Source organism: Roseomonas sp. AR75, assembly GCF_005222815.1.
Classification (GTDB): Bacteria; Pseudomonadota; Alphaproteobacteria; order Acetobacterales; family Acetobacteraceae; genus Falsiroseomonas.
This window is the reverse complement of the sequence record NZ_STGB01000005.1, coordinates 161,810-183,176: the sequence shown is the minus strand read 5'-3', so window position 1 is coordinate 183,176 and position 21,367 is coordinate 161,810. Positions and strand designations below refer to the sequence as shown.

22 protein-coding genes are annotated in these 21,367 nt (G+C 70.9%); 15 read left to right on the top strand and 7 right to left on the bottom strand.

The window, feature by feature from the left end; genetic code table 11:
- The first annotated feature begins 92 nt into the window (after positions 1-92).
- The 5 genes from E4T13_RS20535 (at position 93) to E4T13_RS20515 (ending at position 4,947) form a co-directional block, all read left to right on the top strand.
- Positions 93-851: a ferredoxin--NADP reductase gene (locus E4T13_RS20535; protein ID WP_368773295.1), complete on the top strand. Its 759-nt coding sequence runs from the start codon at positions 93-95 to the stop codon at positions 849-851.
- Positions 852-1,002: 151 nt separating this feature from the next.
- A complete protein-coding gene (locus E4T13_RS20530) occupies positions 1,003-2,118 on the top strand; it encodes a TRAP transporter substrate-binding protein (RefSeq protein WP_137180214.1) in 1,116 nt (371 codons plus the stop codon).
- Positions 2,119-2,225: 107 nt separating this feature from the next.
- A complete protein-coding gene (locus E4T13_RS20525; RefSeq protein WP_137180213.1) occupies positions 2,226-2,816 on the top strand; it encodes a TRAP transporter small permease subunit in 591 nt (196 codons plus the stop codon).
- Positions 2,813-4,231: a TRAP transporter large permease subunit gene (locus E4T13_RS20520; protein WP_240791224.1), complete on the top strand. Its 1,419-nt coding sequence runs from the start codon at positions 2,813-2,815 to the stop codon at positions 4,229-4,231. Before E4T13_RS20525 ends, E4T13_RS20520 begins: the two co-directional genes overlap by 4 nt.
- An 11-nt stretch (positions 4,232-4,242) precedes the next feature.
- Positions 4,243-4,947 carry a hypothetical protein gene (locus E4T13_RS20515; protein ID WP_137180212.1) on the top strand — a complete coding sequence of 235 codons (705 nt, stop codon included), beginning with the start codon at positions 4,243-4,245 and terminating at the stop codon, positions 4,945-4,947.
- Positions 4,948-4,968: 21 nt separating this feature from the next.
- On the opposite strand, the gene E4T13_RS20510 is transcribed toward E4T13_RS20515, so the two are convergent.
- Positions 4,969-5,340, bottom strand: coding sequence for a hypothetical protein (locus E4T13_RS20510; RefSeq protein ID WP_137180211.1), 372 nt, complete (start codon positions 5,338-5,340; stop codon positions 4,969-4,971).
- Positions 5,341-5,380: 40 nt separating this feature from the next.
- Here E4T13_RS20510 and E4T13_RS20505 point away from each other — a divergent pair, with 40 nt between their 5' ends.
- Together E4T13_RS20505 and metH are read left to right on the top strand one after the other, a co-directional pair.
- Entirely contained in the window at positions 5,381-6,313 is a 933-nt protein-coding gene (locus E4T13_RS20505) for a metalloregulator ArsR/SmtB family transcription factor (RefSeq protein WP_137180210.1), read from the top strand.
- A 141-nt stretch (positions 6,314-6,454) separates the two neighbouring features.
- A complete protein-coding gene (gene metH / locus E4T13_RS20500; RefSeq protein ID WP_137180209.1) occupies positions 6,455-9,946 on the top strand; it encodes a methionine synthase in 3,492 nt (1,163 codons plus the stop codon).
- A gap of 12 nt (positions 9,947-9,958) precedes the next feature.
- Here the strand turns inward: metH and E4T13_RS20495 are convergent, their stop codons facing one another.
- Positions 9,959-11,749: a DUF342 domain-containing protein gene (locus E4T13_RS20495; RefSeq protein ID WP_137180208.1), complete on the bottom strand. Its 1,791-nt coding sequence runs from the start codon at positions 11,747-11,749 to the stop codon at positions 9,959-9,961.
- A 245-nt stretch (positions 11,750-11,994) separates the two neighbouring features.
- Positions 11,995-12,681, bottom strand: a complete 687-nt coding sequence (locus E4T13_RS20490; RefSeq protein WP_137180207.1) for a hypothetical protein — start codon at positions 12,679-12,681, stop codon at positions 11,995-11,997.
- Between the two features lie 246 nt (positions 12,682-12,927).
- Here E4T13_RS20490 and E4T13_RS20485 point away from each other — a divergent pair, with 246 nt between their 5' ends.
- The 4 genes from E4T13_RS20485 to E4T13_RS20470 are packed head-to-tail and all read left to right on the top strand — an operon-like array spanning position 12,928 to position 15,952.
- Positions 12,928-13,833 (top strand): cation diffusion facilitator family transporter, encoded by a 906-nt coding sequence (locus E4T13_RS20485; protein WP_137180206.1) that lies wholly within the window; start codon positions 12,928-12,930, stop codon positions 13,831-13,833.
- Positions 13,830-14,846, top strand: a complete 1,017-nt coding sequence (locus E4T13_RS20480) for an energy transducer TonB (RefSeq protein WP_137180205.1) — start codon at positions 13,830-13,832, stop codon at positions 14,844-14,846. The genes E4T13_RS20485 and E4T13_RS20480 overlap by 4 nt, the downstream gene beginning before the upstream one ends.
- A 19-nt stretch (positions 14,847-14,865) precedes the next feature.
- A complete protein-coding gene (locus E4T13_RS20475) occupies positions 14,866-15,426 on the top strand; it encodes a cob(I)yrinic acid a,c-diamide adenosyltransferase (protein ID WP_137180974.1) in 561 nt (186 codons plus the stop codon).
- Positions 15,427-15,484: 58 nt separating this feature from the next.
- Positions 15,485-15,952 carry a YHS domain-containing (seleno)protein gene (locus E4T13_RS20470; RefSeq protein ID WP_137180204.1) on the top strand — a complete coding sequence of 156 codons (468 nt, stop codon included), beginning with the start codon at positions 15,485-15,487 and terminating at the stop codon, positions 15,950-15,952.
- 4 nt (positions 15,953-15,956) lie between these two features.
- On the opposite strand, the gene E4T13_RS20465 is transcribed toward E4T13_RS20470, so the two are convergent.
- Positions 15,957-16,580, bottom strand: a complete 624-nt coding sequence (locus E4T13_RS20465) for a glutathione S-transferase family protein (RefSeq protein ID WP_137180203.1) — start codon at positions 16,578-16,580, stop codon at positions 15,957-15,959.
- 92 nt (positions 16,581-16,672) lie between these two features.
- Between E4T13_RS20465 and E4T13_RS20460 the strand changes: the two genes are divergently transcribed.
- Entirely contained in the window at positions 16,673-17,146 is a 474-nt protein-coding gene (locus tag E4T13_RS20460) for a disulfide bond formation protein B (protein ID WP_137180202.1), read from the top strand.
- An 81-nt stretch (positions 17,147-17,227) separates the two neighbouring features.
- Here the strand turns inward: E4T13_RS20460 and E4T13_RS20455 are convergent, their stop codons facing one another.
- Positions 17,228-17,803: an HNH endonuclease gene (locus E4T13_RS20455; protein WP_137180201.1), complete on the bottom strand. Its 576-nt coding sequence runs from the start codon at positions 17,801-17,803 to the stop codon at positions 17,228-17,230.
- A gap of 163 nt (positions 17,804-17,966) precedes the next feature.
- On the bottom strand, positions 17,967-18,635 hold the full coding sequence (locus E4T13_RS20450) for an alpha/beta hydrolase (RefSeq protein WP_137180200.1): 669 nt from the start codon (positions 18,633-18,635) through the stop codon (positions 17,967-17,969).
- A gap of 42 nt (positions 18,636-18,677) precedes the next feature.
- Here E4T13_RS20450 and gluQRS point away from each other — a divergent pair, with 42 nt between their 5' ends.
- On the top strand, positions 18,678-19,523 hold the full coding sequence (gene gluQRS / locus E4T13_RS20445; protein WP_170985217.1) for a tRNA glutamyl-Q(34) synthetase GluQRS: 846 nt from the start codon (positions 18,678-18,680) through the stop codon (positions 19,521-19,523).
- Between the two features lie 166 nt (positions 19,524-19,689).
- Here gluQRS and E4T13_RS20440 read toward each other — a convergent pair whose 3' ends face one another.
- Complete coding sequence (locus E4T13_RS20440) at positions 19,690-20,307, bottom strand: histidine phosphotransferase family protein (RefSeq protein WP_137180198.1); 618 nt, start codon at positions 20,305-20,307, stop codon at positions 19,690-19,692.
- A 118-nt stretch (positions 20,308-20,425) separates the two neighbouring features.
- On the opposite strand from E4T13_RS20440, the gene E4T13_RS20435 reads away from it, so the two are divergent.
- Both E4T13_RS20435 and E4T13_RS20430 read left to right on the top strand, forming a co-directional pair.
- Positions 20,426-20,581, top strand: a complete 156-nt coding sequence (locus E4T13_RS20435; RefSeq protein ID WP_137180973.1) for a DUF3553 domain-containing protein — start codon at positions 20,426-20,428, stop codon at positions 20,579-20,581.
- Complete coding sequence (locus E4T13_RS20430; RefSeq protein ID WP_137180197.1) at positions 20,578-21,333, top strand: sulfite exporter TauE/SafE family protein; 756 nt, start codon at positions 20,578-20,580, stop codon at positions 21,331-21,333. Before E4T13_RS20435 ends, E4T13_RS20430 begins: the two co-directional genes overlap by 4 nt.
- The last annotated feature ends 34 nt before the right edge of the window (positions 21,334-21,367 follow it).

The window sequence follows — 21,367 nt, the reverse complement described above, 5'->3', positions numbered from 1 at the left end:
AGCATGGCCCGACCGAAGGCATCTAGGACCCCATGAGCACCGCCGACCCCGATCTCGCCACGCCGCTCCCCCCCGCGCCCCCCGGCTTCTTCATGGAGCGGGTGCTGACCGTGCATCACTGGACCGACCGGCTGTTCTCCTTCACCTGCACCCGCGACACGCATTTCCGCTTCGGGGCCGGCCAGTTCGCGATGATCGGGCTGGTGGTGGAGGGCAAGCCGCTGGTGCGCGCCTATTCCATGGTCTCCCCCCCCTGGGACGAGCACCTGGAATTCCTCTCGATCAAGGTGCAGCACGGGCCTCTGACCTCGCGCCTGCAGCACATCCGCCCCGGGGACGGGGTGCTGATCGGCAGGAAGGCGACGGGCACGCTGGTGAACGACAACCTGCTGCCCGGCGGCGTGCTGTGGCTGTTCGCCACCGGCACCGGCCTCGCCCCCTTCATGAGCCTGGTGCGCGAGCCCGAGACCTATGACCGCTTCGACCGGATCATCCTGGTCCACACGGTCCGCCAGCAGGCGGAACTGGCCTATCGCGACCTGCTCTCGGCCGGCCTGGCGGAGCACGAGCTGCTGGGCGAGATGGCACGGGAGAAGCTCACCTACCTGCCGAGCGTGACGCGCGAGCCCTTCGCCACCAATGAGCGCATCACCGCCATGATCGAGAGCGGCAGCCTGACCGCCCGCTTCGGCCTGCCGCCGCTCTCGCCCGAGCGCGACCGCGCCATGCTCTGCGGGTCGGAGGCGATGAACAGCGATGTCCGGGCGCTGCTGGAAGCCCGCGGCTTCGTGGAGGGGTCGAACAACGATCCCGGCAGCTACGTGGTCGAGAAGGCCTTCGTCACCAAATAGGGCGGTTGCCGGGTGCCCCCCGCGCCCGCGCCGTTGCACTCCTCACGGTTCCGTAACTGCCGGCCATTGCGCTGCGCCGCGATGGTCCTCTAAGGAAGCGACAGGTCAACCGCCGGCCCGGGAACGCCGGGCGGCAGCTGGGAGGATACCGATGAGCGAAGTGAAGGCGCCGGCCCGCCGCGGGCTGCTGAAGGCGGCCGCGGTCGGCGCCGTGGGCACCGCGGTGCTCGCCACCCCGAATGTCAGCCGCGCCCAGACCGTCTCCTGGCGCTTCCAGTCCACCTGGCCGCAGCGCGACATCTTCCACGAATTCGCCCAGGACTATGTCAGCCGGGTCAATGCCATGGCGGGCAACCGCCTGCGGCTGGAGCTGCTGCCGGCCGGCGCCGTCGTCGGCGCCTTCCAGCTGCTGGACGCGGTCTCCGCCGGCACGCTCGACGGCGGCCATGGCGTCTCCGCCTACTGGTTCGGCAAGAACAAGGCCTTCAGCTTGTTCGGCACCGCGCCGCCCTGGTTCGGCGACGCCAACCAGCTGCTCGGCTGGTTCTACTATGGCGGCGGCGAGGCGCTGTACAACGAGCTGGTCAACGACATCCTCAAGGTGAATGTCGTGGGCATGCTGACGGGCCCGATGCCGACCCAGCCGCTCGGCTGGTTCAAGAACCCGGTGCAGAACGCCGACCAGATCCGCGGCCTGAAGTATCGCACCGTCGGCCTCGCCACCGACATGTTCAACTCCATGGGCGCGGCGGTGACGGCGCTGCCCGGCGGCGAGATCGTGCCCGCGCTGGAGCGCGGCGTGATCGACGGCGCGGAGTTCAACAACCCCTCCTCCGACCGCGTCCTCGGCTTCCCGGACGTGGCGAAGGTCTACATGATCCAGTCCTACCACCAGAACACCGAAGCCTTCGAGATCCTGTTCAACAAGGGCAAGTTCGAGGCGCTGCCGGCCGAGCTGAAGGCGGTGCTGCGCTACGCCTCGGAAGCCGCTTCCTCCGACATGTCGTGGAAGCAGCAGCTCCGCTACCCGAACGACCTGCAGGAGATGGCGTCCCGCCAGGGCGTCAACGTGCAGGTCACGCCGCGCCCGGTGCTGGAAGCGCAGCTGCGCGCCTGGGACGGCGTGGTGCGCAACCTGGAGAGCGACGCCTACTTCAAGAAGGTCTGCGACAGCCAGCGCGCCTGGTGCCGCCGGGTCAGCGCCTTCTACCTGCGCTACCAGGCGAGCCCGGTGCTGGCCTACAACCACTTCTTCGCACGCGGCTGATCCCCGCGCTGCCGCTTGCGACGCCCGCCCCGGAAGCACCGGGGCGGGCGTTCGCGTGACGGCGCCGATCCACCGGCGCTTCCGCAAGCCCACGCAGAGCCCTCGCCATGAACACGCTGCTGCTGAGCATCGACCGGGTGAGCTCCTTCGTGGGCAAGGCCTTCGCCTGGCTGATCGTCGGCCTGACCGGCGCGATCTGCTACGAGGTCTTCGCCCGCTACCTGTTCCGCGCGCCGACGAGCTGGGCCTTCGACGTCTCCTACATGCTGTACGGCACGCTCTTCATGATGGCCGGGGCCTATACGCTCTGCCGCAACGGCCATGTGCGTGCCGACTTCGCCTATCGCCTGCTGCGCCCGCGCCAGCAGGCGGCGATCGACCTGGCGCTGTACTTCCTGTTCTTCCTGCCGGCGATGATCGGGCTGATCGTCTTCGGCTGGGACTTCTTCCTGCAATCCTACCACCAGCGCGAGGCGTCCTCGGTCAGCCCGACCGGCCCCTATGTCTGGCCCTTCAAGTTCGTCATCCCCGCCGCCGCCGCGCTGGTGCTGCTGCAGGGCATCGCCGAGATCATCCGCTGCTTCATCTGCTTCCGCGAGGGCGATTTCCCGCCCAAGGCGCATGACGTGCGCGAGATGGAGGAGATCGTGATGGAGCTTGCGAAGGCGAAGCAGGCCCGTGAGGAGGCCGCCTCGTGATCAGCGATCCCGTCCTCGGCATGGTGATGCTGGGCAGCTTCATCTTCGTGATCCTGCTCGGCTTCCCCGTCGCCTTCACGCTGATGGCGATGGGGCTCGGCTTCGGCTGGCTCTCCCTGCAGGAGCGGGTCTTCGACCTCTTCGTCCAGCGCACCTATGCGGTGATGGCGAACGACGTGCTGATCTCCGTGCCGCTCTTCATCTTCATGGGCTACGTGATCGAGCGGGCGAACATCCTGGATCGCCTGTTCCGCGCCCTGCAACTGGCCTCGGGCGGGCTGCCGGGCGCGCTCGCGGTGGCCACGCTCGCGACCTGCGCGATGTTCGCGACGGCGACCGGCATCGTCGGCGCGGTGGTGACGCTGATGGGGCTGCTCGCCTTCCCGGCCATGCTGCGCGCGGGCTACGACCCGCGGCTTGCGGCGGGCGTCACCTGCGCGGGCGGTTGCCTCGGCATCCTGATCCCGCCCTCGATCATGTTCATCCTGTACGGCGCGACGACCGGCACCTCGGTCGCGCGGCTCTACGCAGCGGCCTTCTTCCCGGGCCTCGGCCTGGCCTTCCTCTACATGGTCTACGTGATCGTGCTGGCGATGCTGCGCCCTTCCATGGCGCCGAAGCTGCCGCCGGAGGAGCGCAACGTCCCCTTCCTGACGGTGGTGCTGGCGATCCTCACCTCCTTCGTGCCGCTGGCGGTGCTGATCACGGCCGTGCTGGGCGCCATCCTGTTCGGCCTGGCGACGCCTTCGGAGGCCGCGGCGATGGGCTCGGCCGGCGCGGTGATCCTCGCCATCGTCTACCGCGCCTTCACCTGGGAGAAGCTGCAGGAGAGCGTCTTCCTCACGGCGCGGACCACGGCGATGGTCTGCTGGCTCTTCGTCGGCGCCTACATATTCACCTCGGTGTTCGGCTATCTCGGCGGGCACCATGTGGTGGAGAAGTGGTTCGTCGAGGATCTCAGCCTCAACCCCGTCACCTTCCTGATCCTGACGCAGTTCATCATCTTCGTTCTGGGCTGGCCGCTGGAATGGTCGGAGATCGTGCTGATCTTCGTGCCGATCTTCCTGCCCCTGCTGGACACTTTCGGGGTGGACCCGATCTTCTTCGGCGTGCTGGTCGGGCTGAACCTGCAGACCAGCTTCATGACGCCGCCGGTGGCGATGGCGGCCTACTACCTGAAGGGCGTGGCGCCGCCGAAGGTGAAGCTCAGCCAGATCTTCGCGGGCTGCCTGCCCTTCGTCGGCATCGTCATCTTCTCGATGGCGCTGCTCTATGTCTTCCCGGGCATCGCCACCTGGCTGCCCTCCTACCTGTACGACACGCCGGCAGGGGCCGGCACGCCGGGCAACCTGCTGGAAGCGCCGGAGGGCGGCTTCCAGATGGAGGAGATGCCCGACCTGCCCGCGCTGAACTGAGGCGCACGGCGATGGAGGAACAGGCGCGGCGTGCGCTGACGGCCGGGCTGGTCGAGGCGATCGAGACCGGCAACCCGCTGGCGCGGATGCCGCCCGGCACAGGTCCGCGCAGCCTGGCCGATGGCGAGGAGGTCGCCGCCGCGGTGCTCGAGTCGCTCGGCATCGTGCCCTGCGGCCTCCGGCTGCGGCGGCGCGACGGCGCGCCGGCGCTCGTCGGCCCGATGGTCGATGGGCGGCTGCTGCCCGATGGCGCGCCGGTCGTGCTGCGCACGCTACGCCATCCGGTGGTGACCGCGGCCGCGATCGGCGTGCTGGCGGCGCCACTGGCGGCGGAGGAATCCGGCCCGCCGGCCTTCGCGCGCATTCATCCCGCGCTCGACATCGCCGCGACACGCTTCACCGAGGCGCCGGAGGAGGATGCCGCGCTGGCTGCCGACCTTGCCGGGCTCGGGCTTGTGGTGGCGGGAAAGGGCAGGGTGGTGGCGCCGGGGCCGCTGAAGGTCGCGCTCGGCCGCAAGGGCACGCGCCCGCCGGGCGTGGAGGTGGACCTCGCGGCGGCCTTCGCCGAGGCGGCAGCGGTTGCGCGGGAGTGGGGCGGGCTGCCGGCCGGGGGGCTGCTGGTGGTGGCCGGCCTGAGCGCGGCGGTCACGCCCGAGGCGGGCGTCTTCCGCGCGCGCCTCGGCGCGCTGGGCGCCGCGGAAGCCGCCTTCGCGTGAGGCCGATGGCCCGAATTGGCGTCAGCCCGGCCTGAACCGGGCCACGGTCACCGCGTCATCGCGCAGGGCCGCCGTGACCTCCGCGCGGGCGGCATCCGTCTCCACCAGCGCCACCACACGCTCGAACCAGCCGCACTGACCGCGCACCCGCGCCTGGAACAGCCGGTCCAGCGCCGCCGCCACCGCGCTGCGCCCGCCGCAGCAGGTGCAGGCGGCCGCATGCGACGGCCCCGACAGGTCGAAGCTGGCCAGAGCCACGGCGCCATCGGGCAGGGCAGGGGGCGGCGCTTCCGCCAGCACGGCCGCCGGCCTGCCGCCCGCCAGCGCGGCCACCAGGGTCGCGGCGTCCGCCACGGTCACGATCGGGATACGGGCGTCGAGCGACCAGGTCATGTGCTAGACATAAGGATATGTTTATGCCATTTGCAAGCGCATGGACGACCTCCTCACGCAGCTGCGCGCCGCGGCCGAGCCCACGCGGCTCCGCCTGCTTGCGCTCTGCGCCCGCCACCCGCTCTGCGTGACGGATCTCTGTGCGGTGCTGGGGCAGTCGCAGCCGCGGCTGTCGCGGCACCTGAAGCTGCTGACCGATGCCGGCCTGCTGGAGCGGGTGCCGGAAGGCTCCAACGCCTATTTCCAGATGCCCGCCGGCGCCGATCTCGCGCGCATGATCCTGGCGCGGCTGCCGGAGGACGACCTGCGGCTGGCCGCCGACCGGCGAGTCGCGGCCCGGCTGGCGGCGGAACGGGCACGCACGGCCTCCGAGGCGTTCCGTCGCGACGGCATGGATTGGGACGAGATGCGCGCGCTCGGCCTGCCCGCCGCCGCGATCGAGCAGGCGCTGCTGGATGCGCTGCCGCCGCGGCTCGGCGCGCTGCTGGATATCGGCACCGGCACCGGCCGGCTGCTGGAACTCGCCGCGCCGCGCGCCGGGCGCGTGCTGGGCGTGGACATGAGCCGCGACATGCTCGCCCTGGCGCGCGCGCGGCTGGCCGAGCGCGGCCTCGCCGACCGCGCCGCGGTGCGCCAGGCGGACATGTATCGCCTGCCCTTCGCCGATGCCGCCTTCGACGCCGTCGCGATGCAGATGGTGCTGCACTACGCCGAGGATCCCGCCGCCGCGCTGGCGGAGGCCGCGCGCGTGCTCCGCCCGGGCGGCGTCCTTCTGATCGCCGACCTCGCGCCGCACGATCAGGCCGCGCTGCTGGAAAAGCAGGCGCATCGCTGGCCTGGCTTCGACGACGCGCAGCTTGCCGGCTGGCTCGGCGCCGCCGGCTGCAGCCTGGCGCAGGCGACCAGCATCGCGGGTCCGCTGACCGTCCGCATCTGGCCCGCGGAGCGGCAGGCGGCGCATGTGCATGCCTGACCGTCACGCCCCCTCCCAGCCCTCCCCCGCACCGCGGTGGAGGGCGTTCCGTGCTGCCCACGTCTCCCTCCCCCGCAATGCGGGGGAGGGTCGGGGTGGGGGCAGCGCTGCGCCCATCCTTCTGTCCTGAGGTCTCCCCACATGTCCCGCCCCCATCTCCTCGACGCGCTGCGTGACCGGGTGCTGCTCTGCGACGGCGGCATGGGCGCGCGCGTGCAGGCCATGAACCTGGAGGTCGAGAAGGATTTCTGGGGCAAGGAGAACTGCACGGAGGTGCTGAACCTCTCCCGCCCGGACATCGTGCGGGAGATCCATCGCGGCTACTACGAGGCCGGCGCCGACATGGTGCTGACCAACACCTTCGGCGGCAGCCCCGTGACGCTCGGCGAGTTCGAGCTGGAGGACCGCGCCTTCGAGATCAACAAGCTGGCGGTGGAGCTGGCCCGCGAGGCGGCGGAGGGTTTTTCCGACGGGCGGCATCGCTGGGTGGTGGGCGACATCGGGCCAGGCACGAAGCTGCCGAGCCTCGGCAACATCGAGTACGACGCGCTCGAGGCCGCGCTGGTCGAGCAGTGCCGTGGCCTGATCGCCGGCGGCGCCGATGCGCTGCTGACCGAGACGAACCAGGACACGCTCTACATCAAGGCCGCGGTGAACGCGGCCAAGATCGCGCGCGCGGCCGCGAAATCCGACATCCCGATCTTCGTGCAGGTGACGGTGGAGACGACGGGCACGCTGCTGGTCGGCCCCGACATCTCGGCCGCCGCGACCGTGGTGGATGCGCTCGACGTGCCGCTGCTCGGGCTGAACTGCGCGACGGGTCCGCAGGAGATGGCCGAGCATGTGCGCTGGCTGTCGCGCAACTGGCCGGGCCTGATCTCGGTGCAGCCCAATGCCGGCCTGCCGGAACTGGTGGACGGCAAGACGCACTACCCGCTGGGGCCGGAGGAGCTGGCGACCTGGATGGAGCGCTTCGTCGTCGAGGACGGACTGAACCTGATCGGCGGCTGCTGCGGCACGTCCAACCCGCATATCGCGGCGCTGGACGCGCTGCTGCGCAAGCTGGGCGGCGGCGCGGCGCGGCCGGCGCCGGCGAAGCGCAGCGTGGTGTGGGTGCCTTCGGTCGCCAGCCTCTACACGGCAACGGCGCTGCGGCAGGAGAACAGCTACTTCTCCATCGGCGAGCGCTGCAACGCCAACGGCTCCAAGGCCTGGCGCGAGCGGCAGGCGCAGCACGACTGGGACGGGTGCCTGGCCATCGGGCGCGAGCAGGTGGCGGAGGGATCGAACAGCCTCGACATCTGCACCGCCTTCGTCGGCCGCGACGAGATGGCGGAGATGAACGAGGTGGTGAAGCGCTTCACCAGCAGCGTGAACAGCCCGCTCGTCATCGACAGCACCGAGACGCCGGTGCTGGAGGCCGCGCTGAAGCTGCATGGCGGCAAGCCGATCATCAACTCGATCAACTTCGAGGATGGCGAGGGCCACGCCACCGACCGCATGAAGCTCGCCAAGAAGTTCGGCGCCGCGGTGATCGCGCTGACCATCGACGAGGTCGGCATGGCGAAGACCGCGGAGGACAAGCTGCGCATCGCCGAGCGGCTGGTGGACTTCGCCTGCAATCGCCACGGCCTGCCGCAATCCGACCTGCTGATCGACCCGCTGACCTTCACCATCGCGACCGGCAACGAGGACGACCGCAAGCTTGGCCTGTGGACGCTGGAAGGCATCCGGATGATCCGGGAGAAATTCCCCGACATCCAGATCATCCTGGGCCTGTCCAACATCAGCTTCGGCCTGAACCCCGCCGCGCGGCACGTGCTGAACAGCGTCTTCCTCGATCACGCCGTGAAGGCCGGCATGACCGGCGCCATCGTCCACGTCTCGAAGATCAAGCCGCTGCACCAGATCCCGCCCGAGGAGGTGCAGGTGATGGAGGACCTGATCTGGGACCGCCGGCGCGAGGATTACGACCCGCTGCAGAAGGTGCTGGAGATGTTCGCCGGCCGGAAGGCCGCGGATGCGGGGGCGAAGAAGCGTGCGGAGACGGTGGAGGAGCGACTCAAGGACCGCATCGTGGACGGCGACCGCAAGGGGCTGGACGACGAGCTTGCCGATGCGCTGGCCAAGGGCATCGCGCCGCTGTCCATCATCAACGACATCCTGCTCGACGGGATGAAGGTGGTCGGCGACCTGTTCGGCGCGGGCAAGATGCAGCTTCCCTTCGTCCTGCAGAGCGCGGAGACGATGAAGGCCGCCGTCGCCTACCTCGAGCCGCACATGGAGCGCGTCGAGGGGCAGGAGAAGGGCATCATCGTGCTCGGCACCGTGAAGGGCGACGTGCACGACATCGGGAAGAACCTGGTCGACATCATCCTGACCAACAACGGCTACAAGGTGGTCAATCTCGGCATCAAGGTGCCGCTGAACGACATCGTCACCGCGGCGAAGGAGCACAAGGCGCATGCCATCGGCATGTCCGGCCTGCTGGTGAAGTCCACCGTGGTGATGCGCGAGAACCTCGAGGAGATGTCGCGCCAGGGGATTGAGCTGCCGGTGCTGCTCGGCGGCGCGGCGCTGACGCGCAACTATGTCGAGGATGATTGCGTGAAGTCCTACGCCTGCGGGCGCGTGGCCTATGCGCGGGATGCCTTCGACGGCCTTCACCTGATGGACAAGGTGATGGGCAACGGCTTCGACGACTACCTCGCGGCCCTGCAGGCGAAGCGGAAGGGCAAGTCGAAGAACGAGAAGCGCGTGCTGGGCCAGGCCGATCCGCGCGGCTTCGCCCCGGTGGACGTGAACTACGCGCAGTCCCGCCGCCGCCGCGTGGCCGCCGAGAGCAGCGCGCCGACGCCGCCCTTCTGGGGCGCGCGCGTGATGGAGGCCGCGCCCAAGGCGCTGGTGCCCTTCATCAACGAGCGCAGCCTGTATCAATTCCAGTGGGGTTTCCGGAAGGCAGGGCGCTCGCTCGATGATTTCCTCGGCTGGGCGAAGCAGGAACTGCGCCCGGTGCTGAAGCGGATGCTCGCACTTGCCGACGAACAGAAGATCCTGAAGCCGCAGGCGATCTACGGCTACTGGAAATGCGCCGGCCAGGGCAACGACCTGGTGCTGTTCGAGCAGGACGGCGTGACGGAGGCCTGCCGCTTCACCCTGCCGCGCCAGCCCAAGGAGGATGGCGAGTGCATCGCGGACTTCGTCACCGACATCGAGGACGGGCGCGACGTCATCGGGCTGCAGGTCGTCACGGTCGGGCAGAAGGCGTCGGACATGGCGCGGGAATGGTTCGAGGAGAACCGCTACCAGGACTACCTCTACCTGCACGGCCTCTCGGTCGAGATGGCGGAGGCGATGGCGGAATACGTCCACAAGCGGGTCCGCGCGGAGCTCGGCTACGCCGCGGAGGATGACCGCGACATCGAGAAGATGCTGCAGCAGGGCTATCGCGGCGGACGCTATTCCTTCGGCTACCCCGCCTGCCCGCGGCTGGAGGACCAGGTGCCGCTGCTGCGCCTGCTCGGCGCGGAGCGTATCGGCGTCTCGATCAGCGACGAGTGGCAGCTCCATCCGGAGCAATCCACCAGCGCCATCGTGCTGCACCACCCGCGCGCGAAGTATTTTTCCGTGTAGGGACGGCCCGCGTCACTTCTTCTTCACGCAGCTCGGCCTCTCGTCCACACCGACCGGGTGCGCCATGGCGTAGGCGAAGGGCGCCGGCCCCCACAGGCCGGTGCCCATCGTCAGGTCCTGGATGCTCACGCCGATCTTGGCGAGCTCCTGCTCGGCATCGCTCAGATCCGCGGTCCAGAGCTGGCCGAAGGTCATCCAGTACGGCACCCATTGCTGCTGGGCGTCCACGGCCCCCCAGCCGCCAGGCTGCATCCACACGGTGCCGTTGCAGCCGTCGCGCGTGTCGCGCGCGAAGTCGTAGTAGCTGAAGATTGGCTGCCAGTGCACCGGCAGCAGCGCCTGGAACACGCCGATCTCGTAGAGGTTGGCCGCGGCGGTCGCGGCGGCGCTGTCGTCCACCGGCCAGGCGAGCGTGCCGTCGGCGATCAGCGCATCGGCGGCCGAGAGCTTGCCCCAGTCGGTCAGCAGCGCCTGCGCGATGGCCCCGTTCTGCGCCTGCAGGGCGGCGAATTCGGCGGAAAGCTTGCCGACCAGCTCGTTGTAGGCGGCATCCAGTGTCGGGAAGCCGCCGCTCGCCGCATCCGCCAGCTCGATCACGGCGCCGAGCACCGTGAAGATCGTGCCCGCGCCGTCCAATGCGCTCAGCCCGTCCACGACGCTGGAGAGGATGCCGCCGACATCCACGGTGACGGCGTTGTTGTCCGCCATGCGCACCATGTCGCCGACGAACTGGATCTTCAGATCGTCCGCCAGGATGGCATTGGTGACGAAGCTGTCCATGCTCGATTTCAGCGACCGCACGTTGCCCGCGGCGGCGATCTCGACGAGAAGCTGCTGCTTCAACGCCGCATCCCTGACCTTCATCAGCGACACCGCCGTGTAGATCGGGTCGAGCTCGATCGCGAGGTCGGGATAGGCTGCGCGCAGATCCATCCCGCCCAGCAGCAGGCGGTCTGCGGCAAGCGCCTGCATGACCTCCGCGTAGCTTGCATTGCCGGTGTAGTCGGGGAAGGGCGTGACCGCCGGGTTGTTCACGATCTGCAGCAGCACGTTCGTCGGGTCCGCGAAGCGCCGCCGCTTCGGCGGTGCGGGCGGCGCGATCGCCACGCGGGGCGGTGCGGGTGGCGCGCGGCGCGATGCCTCCGGCGGCACCACCGCGCTCTCCGCGCCGAGGAACATCCGGAACTGCGCCTCCAGCGACCAATGGCCGAAGCGCGTCGCGCAGAGCGTCTCGATGTCCGCGGGGCTGAACATCGCCCGCAGCTCATCCCAGCACAGCGCCGTGTCGAGGATGCGCTCGCGCCAGGGTGCGAGCATCGGCAGCGCCGCCCAGTATTCGCGGCCGAAGGGAAGCTGGCGCGTCGCCAGGCGCTGGCAGTCGATGGCGAAGGAGGGGGTGAACACCGAACCGGTGGCACGGATGCCCTCGCCCGCCATGATCGCGGCGCCGGCCTCCACCGACCCGCCCGCGGCGATGCCGCCGCAGGCCAGGATCGCGCCGGTTGCGGCGATGTCGGCGCCGGCGCGCAGCCCGCCCCCGCTCTCGATCCGCCCGGCCTGGATGCCGCGCTGCGCCGAGACGTCGCCGCCGGCGCGCAGCAGCAGCCCGGCGCCGAGCGACTTCCCCACCTTGATCCGCCCGCCCGCCTGCACGCTGCCGCGCGCATGCAGGTCGCCGGTCACGGTGACGTCGCCGGTGACGACGATGCCGCGTCCCGTCAGGTTGCCGTCCACCGTGAGGTCGCCGTCCACCTGCATGTCGCGGCCCCAGGCCGTCGAACGCGTCAGCACCAGGTCGGCCATGATGGCGTGATCCCCCGCTTGCGCGGATCATTCCGCGCGTCCGGCGCCATCCTGGCTGTTCCGTCCCATGGTCGGAAGCCGGAACGGCTGCCCGGGCCAAGGCACCGGCACGCGGAGGTCTTTTTCTGTCTGCCGAGGTCAGGCTCGGTAGGGTGTCAGATTTCCCGACACCCGTCGCATCGCCGCAAAATCACCGCGCGAGATTCATCGCGCCCGTTGAATGCTGGCGCGGCGGTCCGCCTCTGTCAGGCCGCCTTTCGCGCGCGGCGGGACAGCGCAAGCCCTGCCAGCGCCAAGCCCAGCAGGCCGAGCCCGGCCGGCGCCGGGGTCGGCGTCGGCGTGGGCGAGCCGAAGCGCACCTGCAGCCAGGCATCGTTGAAGGGGTAGTCGCCGGTCACCCAGGGCTGGGCGGTGAGGGCGGCCACATCGGGCTCGTTCTGATAGACAAAATGGCCGGCGATGATGTTGCCGTTCAGCGGCATGCCGAAGGCGCTTTCGAGCTGGGCGCCGATGCCGACCGAGCTCAGGAACGCGACATAGGTCTGGCCGGGCGTGAGGGTCAGCGTCGGCGTGAAGGTGAAGGCGCGTGGCGCGCCACTGGCAGGCTCGGTCCGCACGGTGCTGCTGAACAGGATGCTGTCGGCGCGGCCCTGGGCGGCATTCCAGCTTGCGATATAGCCCTGGAATTGCAGGCTGTTGCCGGTCAGGGACCCGGTCTGGCCCGGATCGCGGAGATACATGGTGAAGCCGATCAGGTGCGTCTGGTCGGCATCCGGCGTGAAGGTCTGGCCGATCGTCTGGGTCTCGGGGAAGCCGAAGGGGCCCGCGATGTCGGCCAGCGTTCCGGTCGTGTCGATGTCCGCCGCCATGGCGCCCCCGGCGAGGGCGAGGCAGAAGGCGGTGACGATGGCCGTCTTGCCGGGAAGGCGCATCCTGAAGCTCCTCACGCCGTGCGATCCGTCTCGAATCGCTGGCTTTCATTTAGTGCAATGTCGCAAATTGCGCGGCGGTATCTCAGCAAGGGTCGTGCCAAGGCATGAACCCAGCCATTCCAACAATTTGACCCGCGTCAGCCACCGATCTGTCAAATTCTCCGACAGATAACGCCTCTGCAACCTTCGCGTGCGGTCCGGTCGCCCCTGGCCCGGCGCCGCGCATGCCGGTATGCCCTGCGCCCGATGACGACGACCGCGGCGCAGCATCGCCTCCAGTTCATCGCCGGCGCGAGTGTCGCCGTGGCGCTGGGCGTGCTCGCCCTCAAGGCCGGCGCATGGTGGCTGACCGGCAGCGTCGCGCTGTTCGCCGATGCGCTGGAGAGCGTGGTGAACGTCGCCGCCGCGGTGGCGGCGCTGATCGCGATCCGGCTCTCCGCCCTGCCGCCGGACGCCAACCATCCCTACGGACACGCCAAGGCGGAGTATTTTTCCGCCGTTCTGGAAGGCGCGCTGATCATCGTCGCCGCGCTGCTGATCCTGAACGAGGCCTGGATGGCCTGGCTTTCGCCCCGCGCGCCGGAGCAGGCGCCGCTCGGCCTCGCGGTCTCGGCGGTGGCGACCGGCGTCAACGCCGCCTGGGCGCTGGTGCTGCGGCGGCATGGCCTCCTGGTGCGGTCGCCGGCGCTGCTTGCGGATTCGCGGCACCTCATGGCGGATGTCGTCACCTCCGTCGGCGTGCTGATCGGCGTCGGCCTGGTGGCGCTGACCGGCCTGCTTTGGCTCGATCCGCTGCTGGCCGCGCTGACGGCGCTCAACATCCTCTGGTCCGGCACAAGGCTGGTGCGCGAATCCGTCGGCGGCCTGATGGACGAGGCGGTGCCGGCCGAGCGGCTGGCCCGCATCCGCGACCTGGTCGGCGTGCATGGCGCGGGCGCGCTCGAAGCGCATGACCTGCGCACCCGCCATTCCGGCCGCTACACCTTCGTGGAGTTCCACCTGGTCGTGCCGAGCGACATGACGGTGGCCGATGCGCACGACATCTGCGACCGCATCGAGGCCGCGCTGAAGGAGGAGCTCGGCACGGCCGTCATCACCATCCATGTCGAGCCGGAAGGCAAGGCCAAGCACAGGGGCGTGCTGGTGCTGTGACCCGGGCAGCGGCCGGGCGCGGGCGCGAGGCCGGCTTCCTCGGCGCCTCCGCCGCCCTGCACGCAGCGGCGCTGGCCGCGATGCTCTGGGCGGCGACGCGGCCGCTGCCGCATCCGGCCGAGCAGCCCGTCGCGCTGGTTTGGGAAAGCACGGAGGACGGCGCGGGCGATCCGGCGGACAGCGCCGGCGCCGGCGCGCCGGGTGCGCCGCCCCCGGTGCCGCCGCCGCCCCCCGCTGCGGCCGCGCCAGCCCCGCCGGCGCCGCCGCCCAGCCCCGCCGCGGCCCCGCTGCCGCCCCCCGCGCCGCCACAGCCGGTCGCCAACGCCCCGCCTCCGCCGGCACCGGCGGCCGCCGAGGCTGTGCCGGCTTCGCCGCCTTCCGCCGGCACGCCCGTTCTGCCACCGCCGCTGCCCGCCGTGGCGGAGGCGTCGCTGCCGCCGCCTGAAGCGCCGCCGTCGCCGCCGCAACAGGCCCCCGCCACAGCCGCGCCCCCGCCGACGCAGCAGGCCGCGCTGCCGTCGCCGCAGGCGCCTGCGCCGCCGCCGCCCCCGCCCGAACCGGCGCCACCTCCGCCGGAGGAGGCCCTGCCCCTGCCGCCGCCCGCGCCCCCGCCGCGTCCCGCCCAGCAGGCCGCCGCCGCGCCGCCGCGCATCTGGTCACCCCCTTCCCGCCAGGGCCCGGAGGGTGACGCTGCGGCGCTGGCTGCCGGCCGCGGCGTCGCCACCGGCGCGATCGTCCCGCCGCGGCAGGCCGGGCGTGGCAATGCGGCGCCGGAATACCCGGCCGAGAGCCGCCGCCGCGGCGAGCAGGGGCGCGTGACCCTGCTCGTGCAGGTCGGGCCCGACGGACGCGTGGTGTCCCTGTCCTTGCTGGGCTCCTCCGGCTTTGCCGCGCTGGACCGGGAAGCCGAGCGCGCCGTGCGCCGCTGGCGCTTCGAACCGGCGACGCAGGATGGCAACCCGGTCTTCTCGACCCTGCCGGTCGCCATCAACTTCAGGCTGACCGACCGATAGCGGTCCGAGGAGAACGATGGTGGTGAAGCTCGACGTGATCACGACCCGCGGCGGCGATGCCGGGGAGACCTCGCTCGGCGACGGCGCCCGGGTGCGCAAGGATTCGCTGCGGGTCGAGGCCTTCGGCACGGTGGATGAGGCGAATGCCGCGCTCGGCGTGCTGCGCCTGCACCTGGATGGCGATGCGGAGGCGGATGCGATGCTCGCGCGGGTGCAGAACGACCTGTTCGATCTCGGCGCCGATCTCTGCGTGCCCGGGATCGGCGCGGATCGCTTGCGTGTCAGCGACGCGCAATCGCTGCGGCTGGAGCAGGAGCTGGCCGCGATGAACGCCGTGATCCCGCCGCTGCGCAGCTTCGTGCTGCCCGGAGGCTCGCCCGGCGCGGCGCAGGCGCATGTGGCGCGCACCGTAGTGCGGCGCGCGGAGCGGCTGGTGGTGGCGCTGGCCGGCGAGGAGCCGGTGAATGCCGCGGTGATCCGCTACCTCAACCGGCTATCGGACCACCTCTTCGTGCTGGCGCGGCGGCTGAACGGGAACGGCGCGCGCGACGTGGCCTGGGTGCCCGGCGCCTCGCGGTGATAGCACCGTAACCCAGCGGCGTCGTGCGGCGAAGTCCGGGCAGCAAGGAGGACACGCCATGCAGAGCCCCGCCATCCGTCTCGACCGCCGCAGCCTGGCGGCGCTGTTCATCGGCCTCGCCGTCGCGCCGCAGGCGGCGCGCGCCGCGAAGCCCGGGATCTTCGCCGAGGACGGCCTCGCGCTGCGCGGCTACGACGCCGTCGCCTATTTCACGCAAGGCCGGCCGGTGCGCGGCGATGCGCGGTTCGAGGCCGAATGGGGCGGTGCGCGCTGGCGCTTCGCCGATGCCGCGAACCGCGACGCCTTCCGTGCCGATCCCGCGCGCTACGCGCCGCAATTCGGCGGCTATTGCGCCTGGGCGGTCGCGCAGGGCTACACCGCGCCGGCCGATCCGCTGCAATGGCGCATCGTGGATGGCAAGCTCTACGTGAACTACGATGCCGGCGTGCAGCGCCGCTGGCTGCGCGACATCCCCGGCTTCATCGCCACCGCGAACCGCAACTGGCCCGCCGTGCTGACGCGCTGACGGATCAGCTCAGCGGCCCCGCGCAGTGCTTCGCGAAGCCGGGCCGCGCCTTGAGCCGGGCATACCACGCCTCCAGCGCCGGCATCGGCTTGCGCGCGATGGGCAGGCTGAACCAGCGATGCGCGTAGATGCCGAGCGCGATGTCGGCGATGGTGAAATGCGCGCCGCACACCCAGTCGTTCCGCCCAAGCTTCGTCTCCACCATCGCCCAGAGCCGCTCCGCCGCGTCGCGCGCCTTGGCCGCGGCGGCCAGGTCGCGGTCGGGCTCGGGCGTGCGGACGAAGGTGAAGAAGATCGTCGTCATCGGCGGGTTCAGCGTGCCGAGCTGCCAGTCCATCCAGCGGTCGCAATCGGCCGCCGTCTTCGGATCGGCCGGATAGAGCGTGCCGCCTGCCGCGCGCGTGCGCGCCAGGTAGCGCATGATCGCGTTGCTCTCCCAGAGGACGAAGCCGTCATCCTCGATGGTCGGAACCAGCGCGTTGGGGTTCAGCGCGAGGTATTCGGGCTCCTTCGTGCGACCGAAGGCGCCGCCGGCGTCGATGCGCTCGAAAGGCAGGCCCAGCTCCTCGCAGAGGCAGAGCACCTTCATGACGTTGGACGAGTTGGTGCGTCCCCAGATGCGCAGCATGGCGTGCCCCTCGCGTTGATGCGGGAAGCGTAGGCGGCGGGGCAGGGCCGGTCCAGTTGCCGCGGGCGCGCGGCGGGAGGATGGTGCGCGCCATGCCGTTCCCGCTGCTCGCCGCGATCCTCGCCGCCGCCGCGCCGCTGCTGGCGATGGGCAGCGAGCGCTGGCCAGGGCTGGCGCCCTGCGCGCTGTGCCTCTGGCAACGCTGGCCCTATTGGGTGGCGGCGGGCATCGCGCTGCTGGCGCTGGCGCTGCCCGGTGCGTGGCGGGTCTGGGCGCTGCGTGCGGCGGCGCTGGCCGTCCTGGTATCCGGTGCCATCGCGGCGGTGCATGTCGGCGTCGAGCAGGGCTGGTGGCCATCGCCGCTGCCGGCCTGCCTGGCGCCGACGGCGACCTTCGGCAGCGTGGACGACATGCTGGCGAGCCTGCCGGCGATGCCGAGCAAATCCTGCGACGCCCCGGCCTATGCCTTCGAGTGGCTGCCGCTGACCGTGCCGCAGATGAACCTGCTCTATGCGCTGGGCCTGGCCGCCTTCATCTGGCGCGGTGCGGGCCGGCGCGCGCGCTGAGGCGTACAGCGCGCGGTGACGGATCACTTGGTGCTGCTGGTGGAGATCGATCGCTGAGACGATGCGGGGCGCCCGGCGAACTCAGCTCTCCAGCTCGGAATCCCAATACAGGTAGTCGCGCCAGCTCTCATGCAGGTAGTTCGGCGGGAAGGACCGGCCGTTCTCCTGCAATTCCCAGCTCGTCGGCTGGCGCGGGGGCAGGCGGGGGAGCATGTGGCACTCCCGCGGCAAGCGGTTGCCCTTGCGCAGGTTGCACGGCCCGCAGGCGGTGACGACGTTGTCCCAGGTCGTGCGGCCGCCGCGGCTGCGCGGGATCACATGGTCGAAGGTCAGGTCCTGCGTCGGCTTGGAATGGCCGCAATACTGGCAGGCGAAGCTGTCCCGCAGGAACACGTTGAACCGCGTGAAGGCGGGGCGCCGCGCCGCGGGGATGAACTCCTTCAGCGCGATCACGCTCGGCAGCTTCATGCGCAGCGACGGCGAATGCACCACCGTCTCGTATTCCGAAAGCACTGAGACGCGGTCCAGGAACACCGCCTTCACGGCATCCTGCCAGCTCCAGACCGAGAGCGGGAAATAGGAGAGCGGCCGGAAATCCGCGTTCAGGACGAGCGCGGGGAAGGACCTTTCACCGACGAAGGCTCCGCCATCGGGCAAGCGCCGCTCCTTCTGCCGAAGGGCGATCCCAAGACCTGGGGCCGTAAACGAGAGGATGGCCCCAGATACTGTGGCATCGCCGCGTTAGCAGAGACTTCATGCCAGCGGCCGCGCCGCAGCGCAACACACGCCGCCGGGGCCTCGCCGCCCGCCCACGGCCATTTCATGCGCCTGTCATTCCGCCGAGATGCCGCTGCAGCATCAGCCCGCCGAGCGCGATCCCGGCATCGTCCAGCCCATGCGCCAGGCCCGTGCGATAGGCCGATTCGACGGGGATGCCGAGGGCGGTCAGCGCCGCCTCGGCCTCCCGGCTGCCCGAGACCGGCACGACATCGTCCGATTCGCCATGCACCAGAAGCACCGGCGGCCGGCCGCGCAACTCGGCTTGCAGCACCTCGGCGCCGACCAGCCGGCCGGAATAGGCGAGGATCGCGGCCGGCGGCGGATCGCGCCGCAGCCCCGTGAACAGCGCGGTCATCGCCCCCTGGCTGAACCCCATCAGCGCCACGTCGCCGGCGGCCAGGCCATGCCGCGCGGTCTCGGCATTGAGGAAGGCGGAGAGGTGGTCCGCCGCGACCCGCACCCCCGCCAGCATCCGCGCGGGCGTGCGGTCCTGAACGCTGAACCATTGCCGGCCGAAGGGCGCCATGTCGCAGGGCTCCGGCGCATGCGGCGCGACGAACAGCGCATTCGGCACCGCCTTGCCCCAGCCGGGGGCGAGGTCGATGAGGTCGAAGCCGTCGGCGCCGAGGCCGTGCAGCAGCAGCACCAGCTTGCGCGGCGCGCCGCCTTCGGCCGGGCCCCAGCGCGGGCCGTCGAGCGTTTCGGGCATGGCCTTGTTCCCCAGGGTCGCCGGCGCATAGTGATGGCCATAATGCTGCGCTGCGTCACGCGTTTCGCGCCGAGCCCGACGGGATATCTGCATCTCGGCCATGCCCATTCGGCGCTGGATGGCTGGCGGCGCGCGCGGGCGGGGGGTGGGCGCTTCCTGCTGCGTCTGGAGGATATCGATCCCGGCCGCTGCCGCCGGGAGTATGCGGTCGGGATCGAGGAGGATCTGCGCTGGCTCGGGCTGGACTGGGATGGCCCGGTGCGGGTGCAGTCGGAGCATCTGGCGGAATACCGCGCGGCGCTCGATTCGCTGGCGGCGCGCGGGCTGCTCTATCCCTGCTTCTGCACGCGCCAAGAGATCGCGCGCGACATCGCAGCGAGCCTCTCGGCGCCGCATGGTCCGGACGGGCCACTCTATCCCGGCACCTGCCGCGGGCTGTCGGAGCCTGAGCGCGCGCGCCGCATCGCGACGGGCGAGGCGCATGCGCTGCGGCTGGACATCGCGCGCGCGGTGGCCTGCGTGCCGGCCGGGCTCTCCTTCCACGAAGAAGGGGAGGGCCGCGTCGCCTGCCAACCGCAGCGGTTCGGCGACGTGGTGCTGGCGCGCAAGGATGCGCCGGCGAGCTACCATCTCTGCGTCACGCATGACGATGCGCTCCAGGGCGTCACCCTGGTGACGCGCGGCGCGGACCTGAAGCCGGCGACCGACCTGCACCGGCTGCTGCAGGTGCTGATGGACTGGCCGGAGCCGGCCTATGCGCATCACCCTCTGCTGCTGGATGCGTCCGGGCGGCGTCTGGCCAAGCGCGACAGGGCGGCGACGCTGCGCGATCTGCGGGCATCGGGCGTCTCCCCGGCGGAGGCGCGGGCGATGGCGGGGTTCGGGTAGGGCGACCTTCGGGTGCGGTCAGTCGTGCCCCCACCCCAACCCTCCCCCGCTTCGCAGGGGAGGGAGCAGGCAGCGCTGACAATCCCTCCCCTGCGAAGCGGGGGAGGGTGGCTGAGCACAGCGAAGCCGGGTGGGGGCGCGAACGACTGCGCAAGACCGGGTCGCTTCACCCCCGTGGCGTCAGCACCAGCAGCCCCGGCGCGGCGCCGGAGAGCGCCAGATCCACCCGCACCTGCCCCGCCGCTGCCAGCGCCACCAGCAGCGGCAGGGCGATACCGCGCGGCGTCAGCACCGGCTTCTCGCCCGCCAGCAGCGAGGGCAGCCCCGCCGGCCAGGCGGCGCCCGGCCCCTCCGGGCGTACGCCGATCCCTTCTGCCGGATGACCCGCGACATGCAGCGTGCCGCCGCGCGGCATCGCCTCCACGCCGACCAGCATTGCCATCAGCAGCGTCTGCGCCATGCCAGGCGGGATCGGCGCGTCGGGGGCGAGCCCCGCCAGGTTCATCACGGCCTTGCGCCCGAGCGTCAGCCCTTCCGCAAGCTGCGCCAGCGCCGGGACATCGAGGTCGGCGGCGGTCCCGCCCACCGCGGCGCGCCAGAAGCGCAGCCGGCGGTCGATGATGCGCACCGCGTCGCGCGCGACTTCCCCGGCTTCGTCGGCCGCGCCATCCAGCAATTCCAGCGCGCCCGCCAGCGCGCCGGTCGGCCCGCCGAGATCGTGGCAGAGCCGCGTGCACACCGCCTGCGCCAGCGCCACCTGGGCCGACGCACCCGTTTCACCCATCCTGGATCCCCCAGCCTTGCCGCCCCTCCTGGGCCGCGCCGACACTAAGCCACAGGCTTCCCACCGAAGGGTTAATGATGTTGAAGCATCGGTCGTGACCAGCGACTTTTTTCCGGGGATGCGCGTGCGCCTGCCCGCGCGGCCCGATTGGGGCACCGGCCAGGTGCAATCCGTCGCCGGCGACCGGGTCACCGTCAATTTCGAACATGCCGGCAAGGTGACGCTCCGCCTCTCCGCCGCCGCGCTGGAGCCGGTGGAGGACGACCGGGCATGAATGCCTTCCTGGGCGAGCTTGCCGGGGTGCTGGGCGACTGGCGCTTCTTCGTGGCGCTTGGCATCACCGCCATCGCCGGCGTGATGCGCGGCTATTCCGGCTTCGGCACGGCCGTGCTGCTGGCGCCGGCCTATTCGGTGTTGTGGGGGCCGCGGATCGGCGTGCCGGTGATGCTGCTGATGGAATTGTTCGTCTCCATGCAGCTTCTGCCCAAGGCCTTCGGGCATGCGGACCGGCGCGTGATCCTGCCGATCGGCGCCGCGGCGGTGCTGATGACGCCGGTCGGCGCCTTCATCCTGCTGACCGCCGACCAGGACCTGCTGCGCCGCTGCATCGGCGGCTTCGTGCTGGTCTTCGGCCTGCTGCTGAGTTCCGACTGGCGCTACCATGGCTCCCGCCCGCTTTCGCTCAACCTGGCCGTCGGCACTGTGGCCGGTCTGCTCAAGGGCGCGACGGGCATGAGCGGGCCGCCCGTGATCCTCTACCTGCTGGCGGGACCCGAGGAGGCGAAGCGCCACCGCGCCAACCTGATCCTGTTCTTCGCGACCATCGCCGTGATCTCGGTGATCCCGCCGGCACTCGGCGGGCTGATGGGCTGGACGGTCTTCGCCAAGGTGGTGCTGCTGCTGCCGGTGCTGCTGCTCTGCGTGCCGATCGGGGCGCGGCTGTTCAACGTGATCCCGGACCGCTGGTACCGGCGCCTGGCGCTGGGCTTCCTGGTGGCGACGGGGCTCATAACGGTTCTTGCATAGGGGCTTGCAACAGGGCCGGCCGGCGGACCAGATA

Excerpts from the sequence above, each read along its gene's own strand:
- E4T13_RS20450 (WP_137180200.1), bottom strand. The coding sequence starts at position 18,635 with ATGCCCGAAACGCTCGACGGCCCGCGCTGGGGCCCGGCCGAAGGCGGC.
- E4T13_RS20465 (WP_137180203.1), bottom strand. The coding sequence starts at position 16,580 with ATGCTGCGCATCTGGGGACGCACCAACTCGTCCAACGTCATGAAGGTG.
- E4T13_RS20435 (WP_137180973.1), top strand. The coding sequence starts at position 20,426 with ATGCGCGTGCGCCTGCCCGCGCGGCCCGATTGGGGCACCGGCCAGGTG.
- E4T13_RS20485 (WP_137180206.1), top strand. The coding sequence starts at position 12,928 with ATGACGACGACCGCGGCGCAGCATCGCCTCCAGTTCATCGCCGGCGCG.
- E4T13_RS20530 (WP_137180214.1), top strand. The coding sequence starts at position 1,003 with ATGAGCGAAGTGAAGGCGCCGGCCCGCCGCGGGCTGCTGAAGGCGGCC.
- metH (WP_137180209.1), top strand. The coding sequence starts at position 6,455 with ATGTCCCGCCCCCATCTCCTCGACGCGCTGCGTGACCGGGTGCTGCTC.
- E4T13_RS20525 (WP_137180213.1), top strand. The coding sequence starts at position 2,226 with ATGAACACGCTGCTGCTGAGCATCGACCGGGTGAGCTCCTTCGTGGGC.
- E4T13_RS20515 (WP_137180212.1), top strand. The coding sequence starts at position 4,243 with ATGGAGGAACAGGCGCGGCGTGCGCTGACGGCCGGGCTGGTCGAGGCG.
- E4T13_RS20495 (WP_137180208.1), bottom strand. The coding sequence starts at position 11,749 with ATGGCCGACCTGGTGCTGACGCGTTCGACGGCCTGGGGCCGCGACATG.
- E4T13_RS20510 (WP_137180211.1), bottom strand. The coding sequence starts at position 5,340 with ATGACCTGGTCGCTCGACGCCCGTATCCCGATCGTGACCGTGGCGGAC.
- E4T13_RS20430 (WP_137180197.1), top strand. The coding sequence starts at position 20,578 with ATGAATGCCTTCCTGGGCGAGCTTGCCGGGGTGCTGGGCGACTGGCGC.
- E4T13_RS20490 (WP_137180207.1), bottom strand. The coding sequence starts at position 12,681 with ATGCGCCTTCCCGGCAAGACGGCCATCGTCACCGCCTTCTGCCTCGCC.
- gluQRS (WP_170985217.1), top strand. The coding sequence starts at position 18,678 with ATGCTGCGCTGCGTCACGCGTTTCGCGCCGAGCCCGACGGGATATCTG.
- E4T13_RS20460 (WP_137180202.1), top strand. The coding sequence starts at position 16,673 with ATGCCGTTCCCGCTGCTCGCCGCGATCCTCGCCGCCGCCGCGCCGCTG.
- E4T13_RS20440 (WP_137180198.1), bottom strand. The coding sequence starts at position 20,307 with ATGGGTGAAACGGGTGCGTCGGCCCAGGTGGCGCTGGCGCAGGCGGTG.
- E4T13_RS20535 (WP_368773295.1), top strand. The coding sequence starts at position 93 with ATGGAGCGGGTGCTGACCGTGCATCACTGGACCGACCGGCTGTTCTCC.
- E4T13_RS20505 (WP_137180210.1), top strand. The coding sequence starts at position 5,381 with ATGGACGACCTCCTCACGCAGCTGCGCGCCGCGGCCGAGCCCACGCGG.
- E4T13_RS20470 (WP_137180204.1), top strand. The coding sequence starts at position 15,485 with ATGCAGAGCCCCGCCATCCGTCTCGACCGCCGCAGCCTGGCGGCGCTG.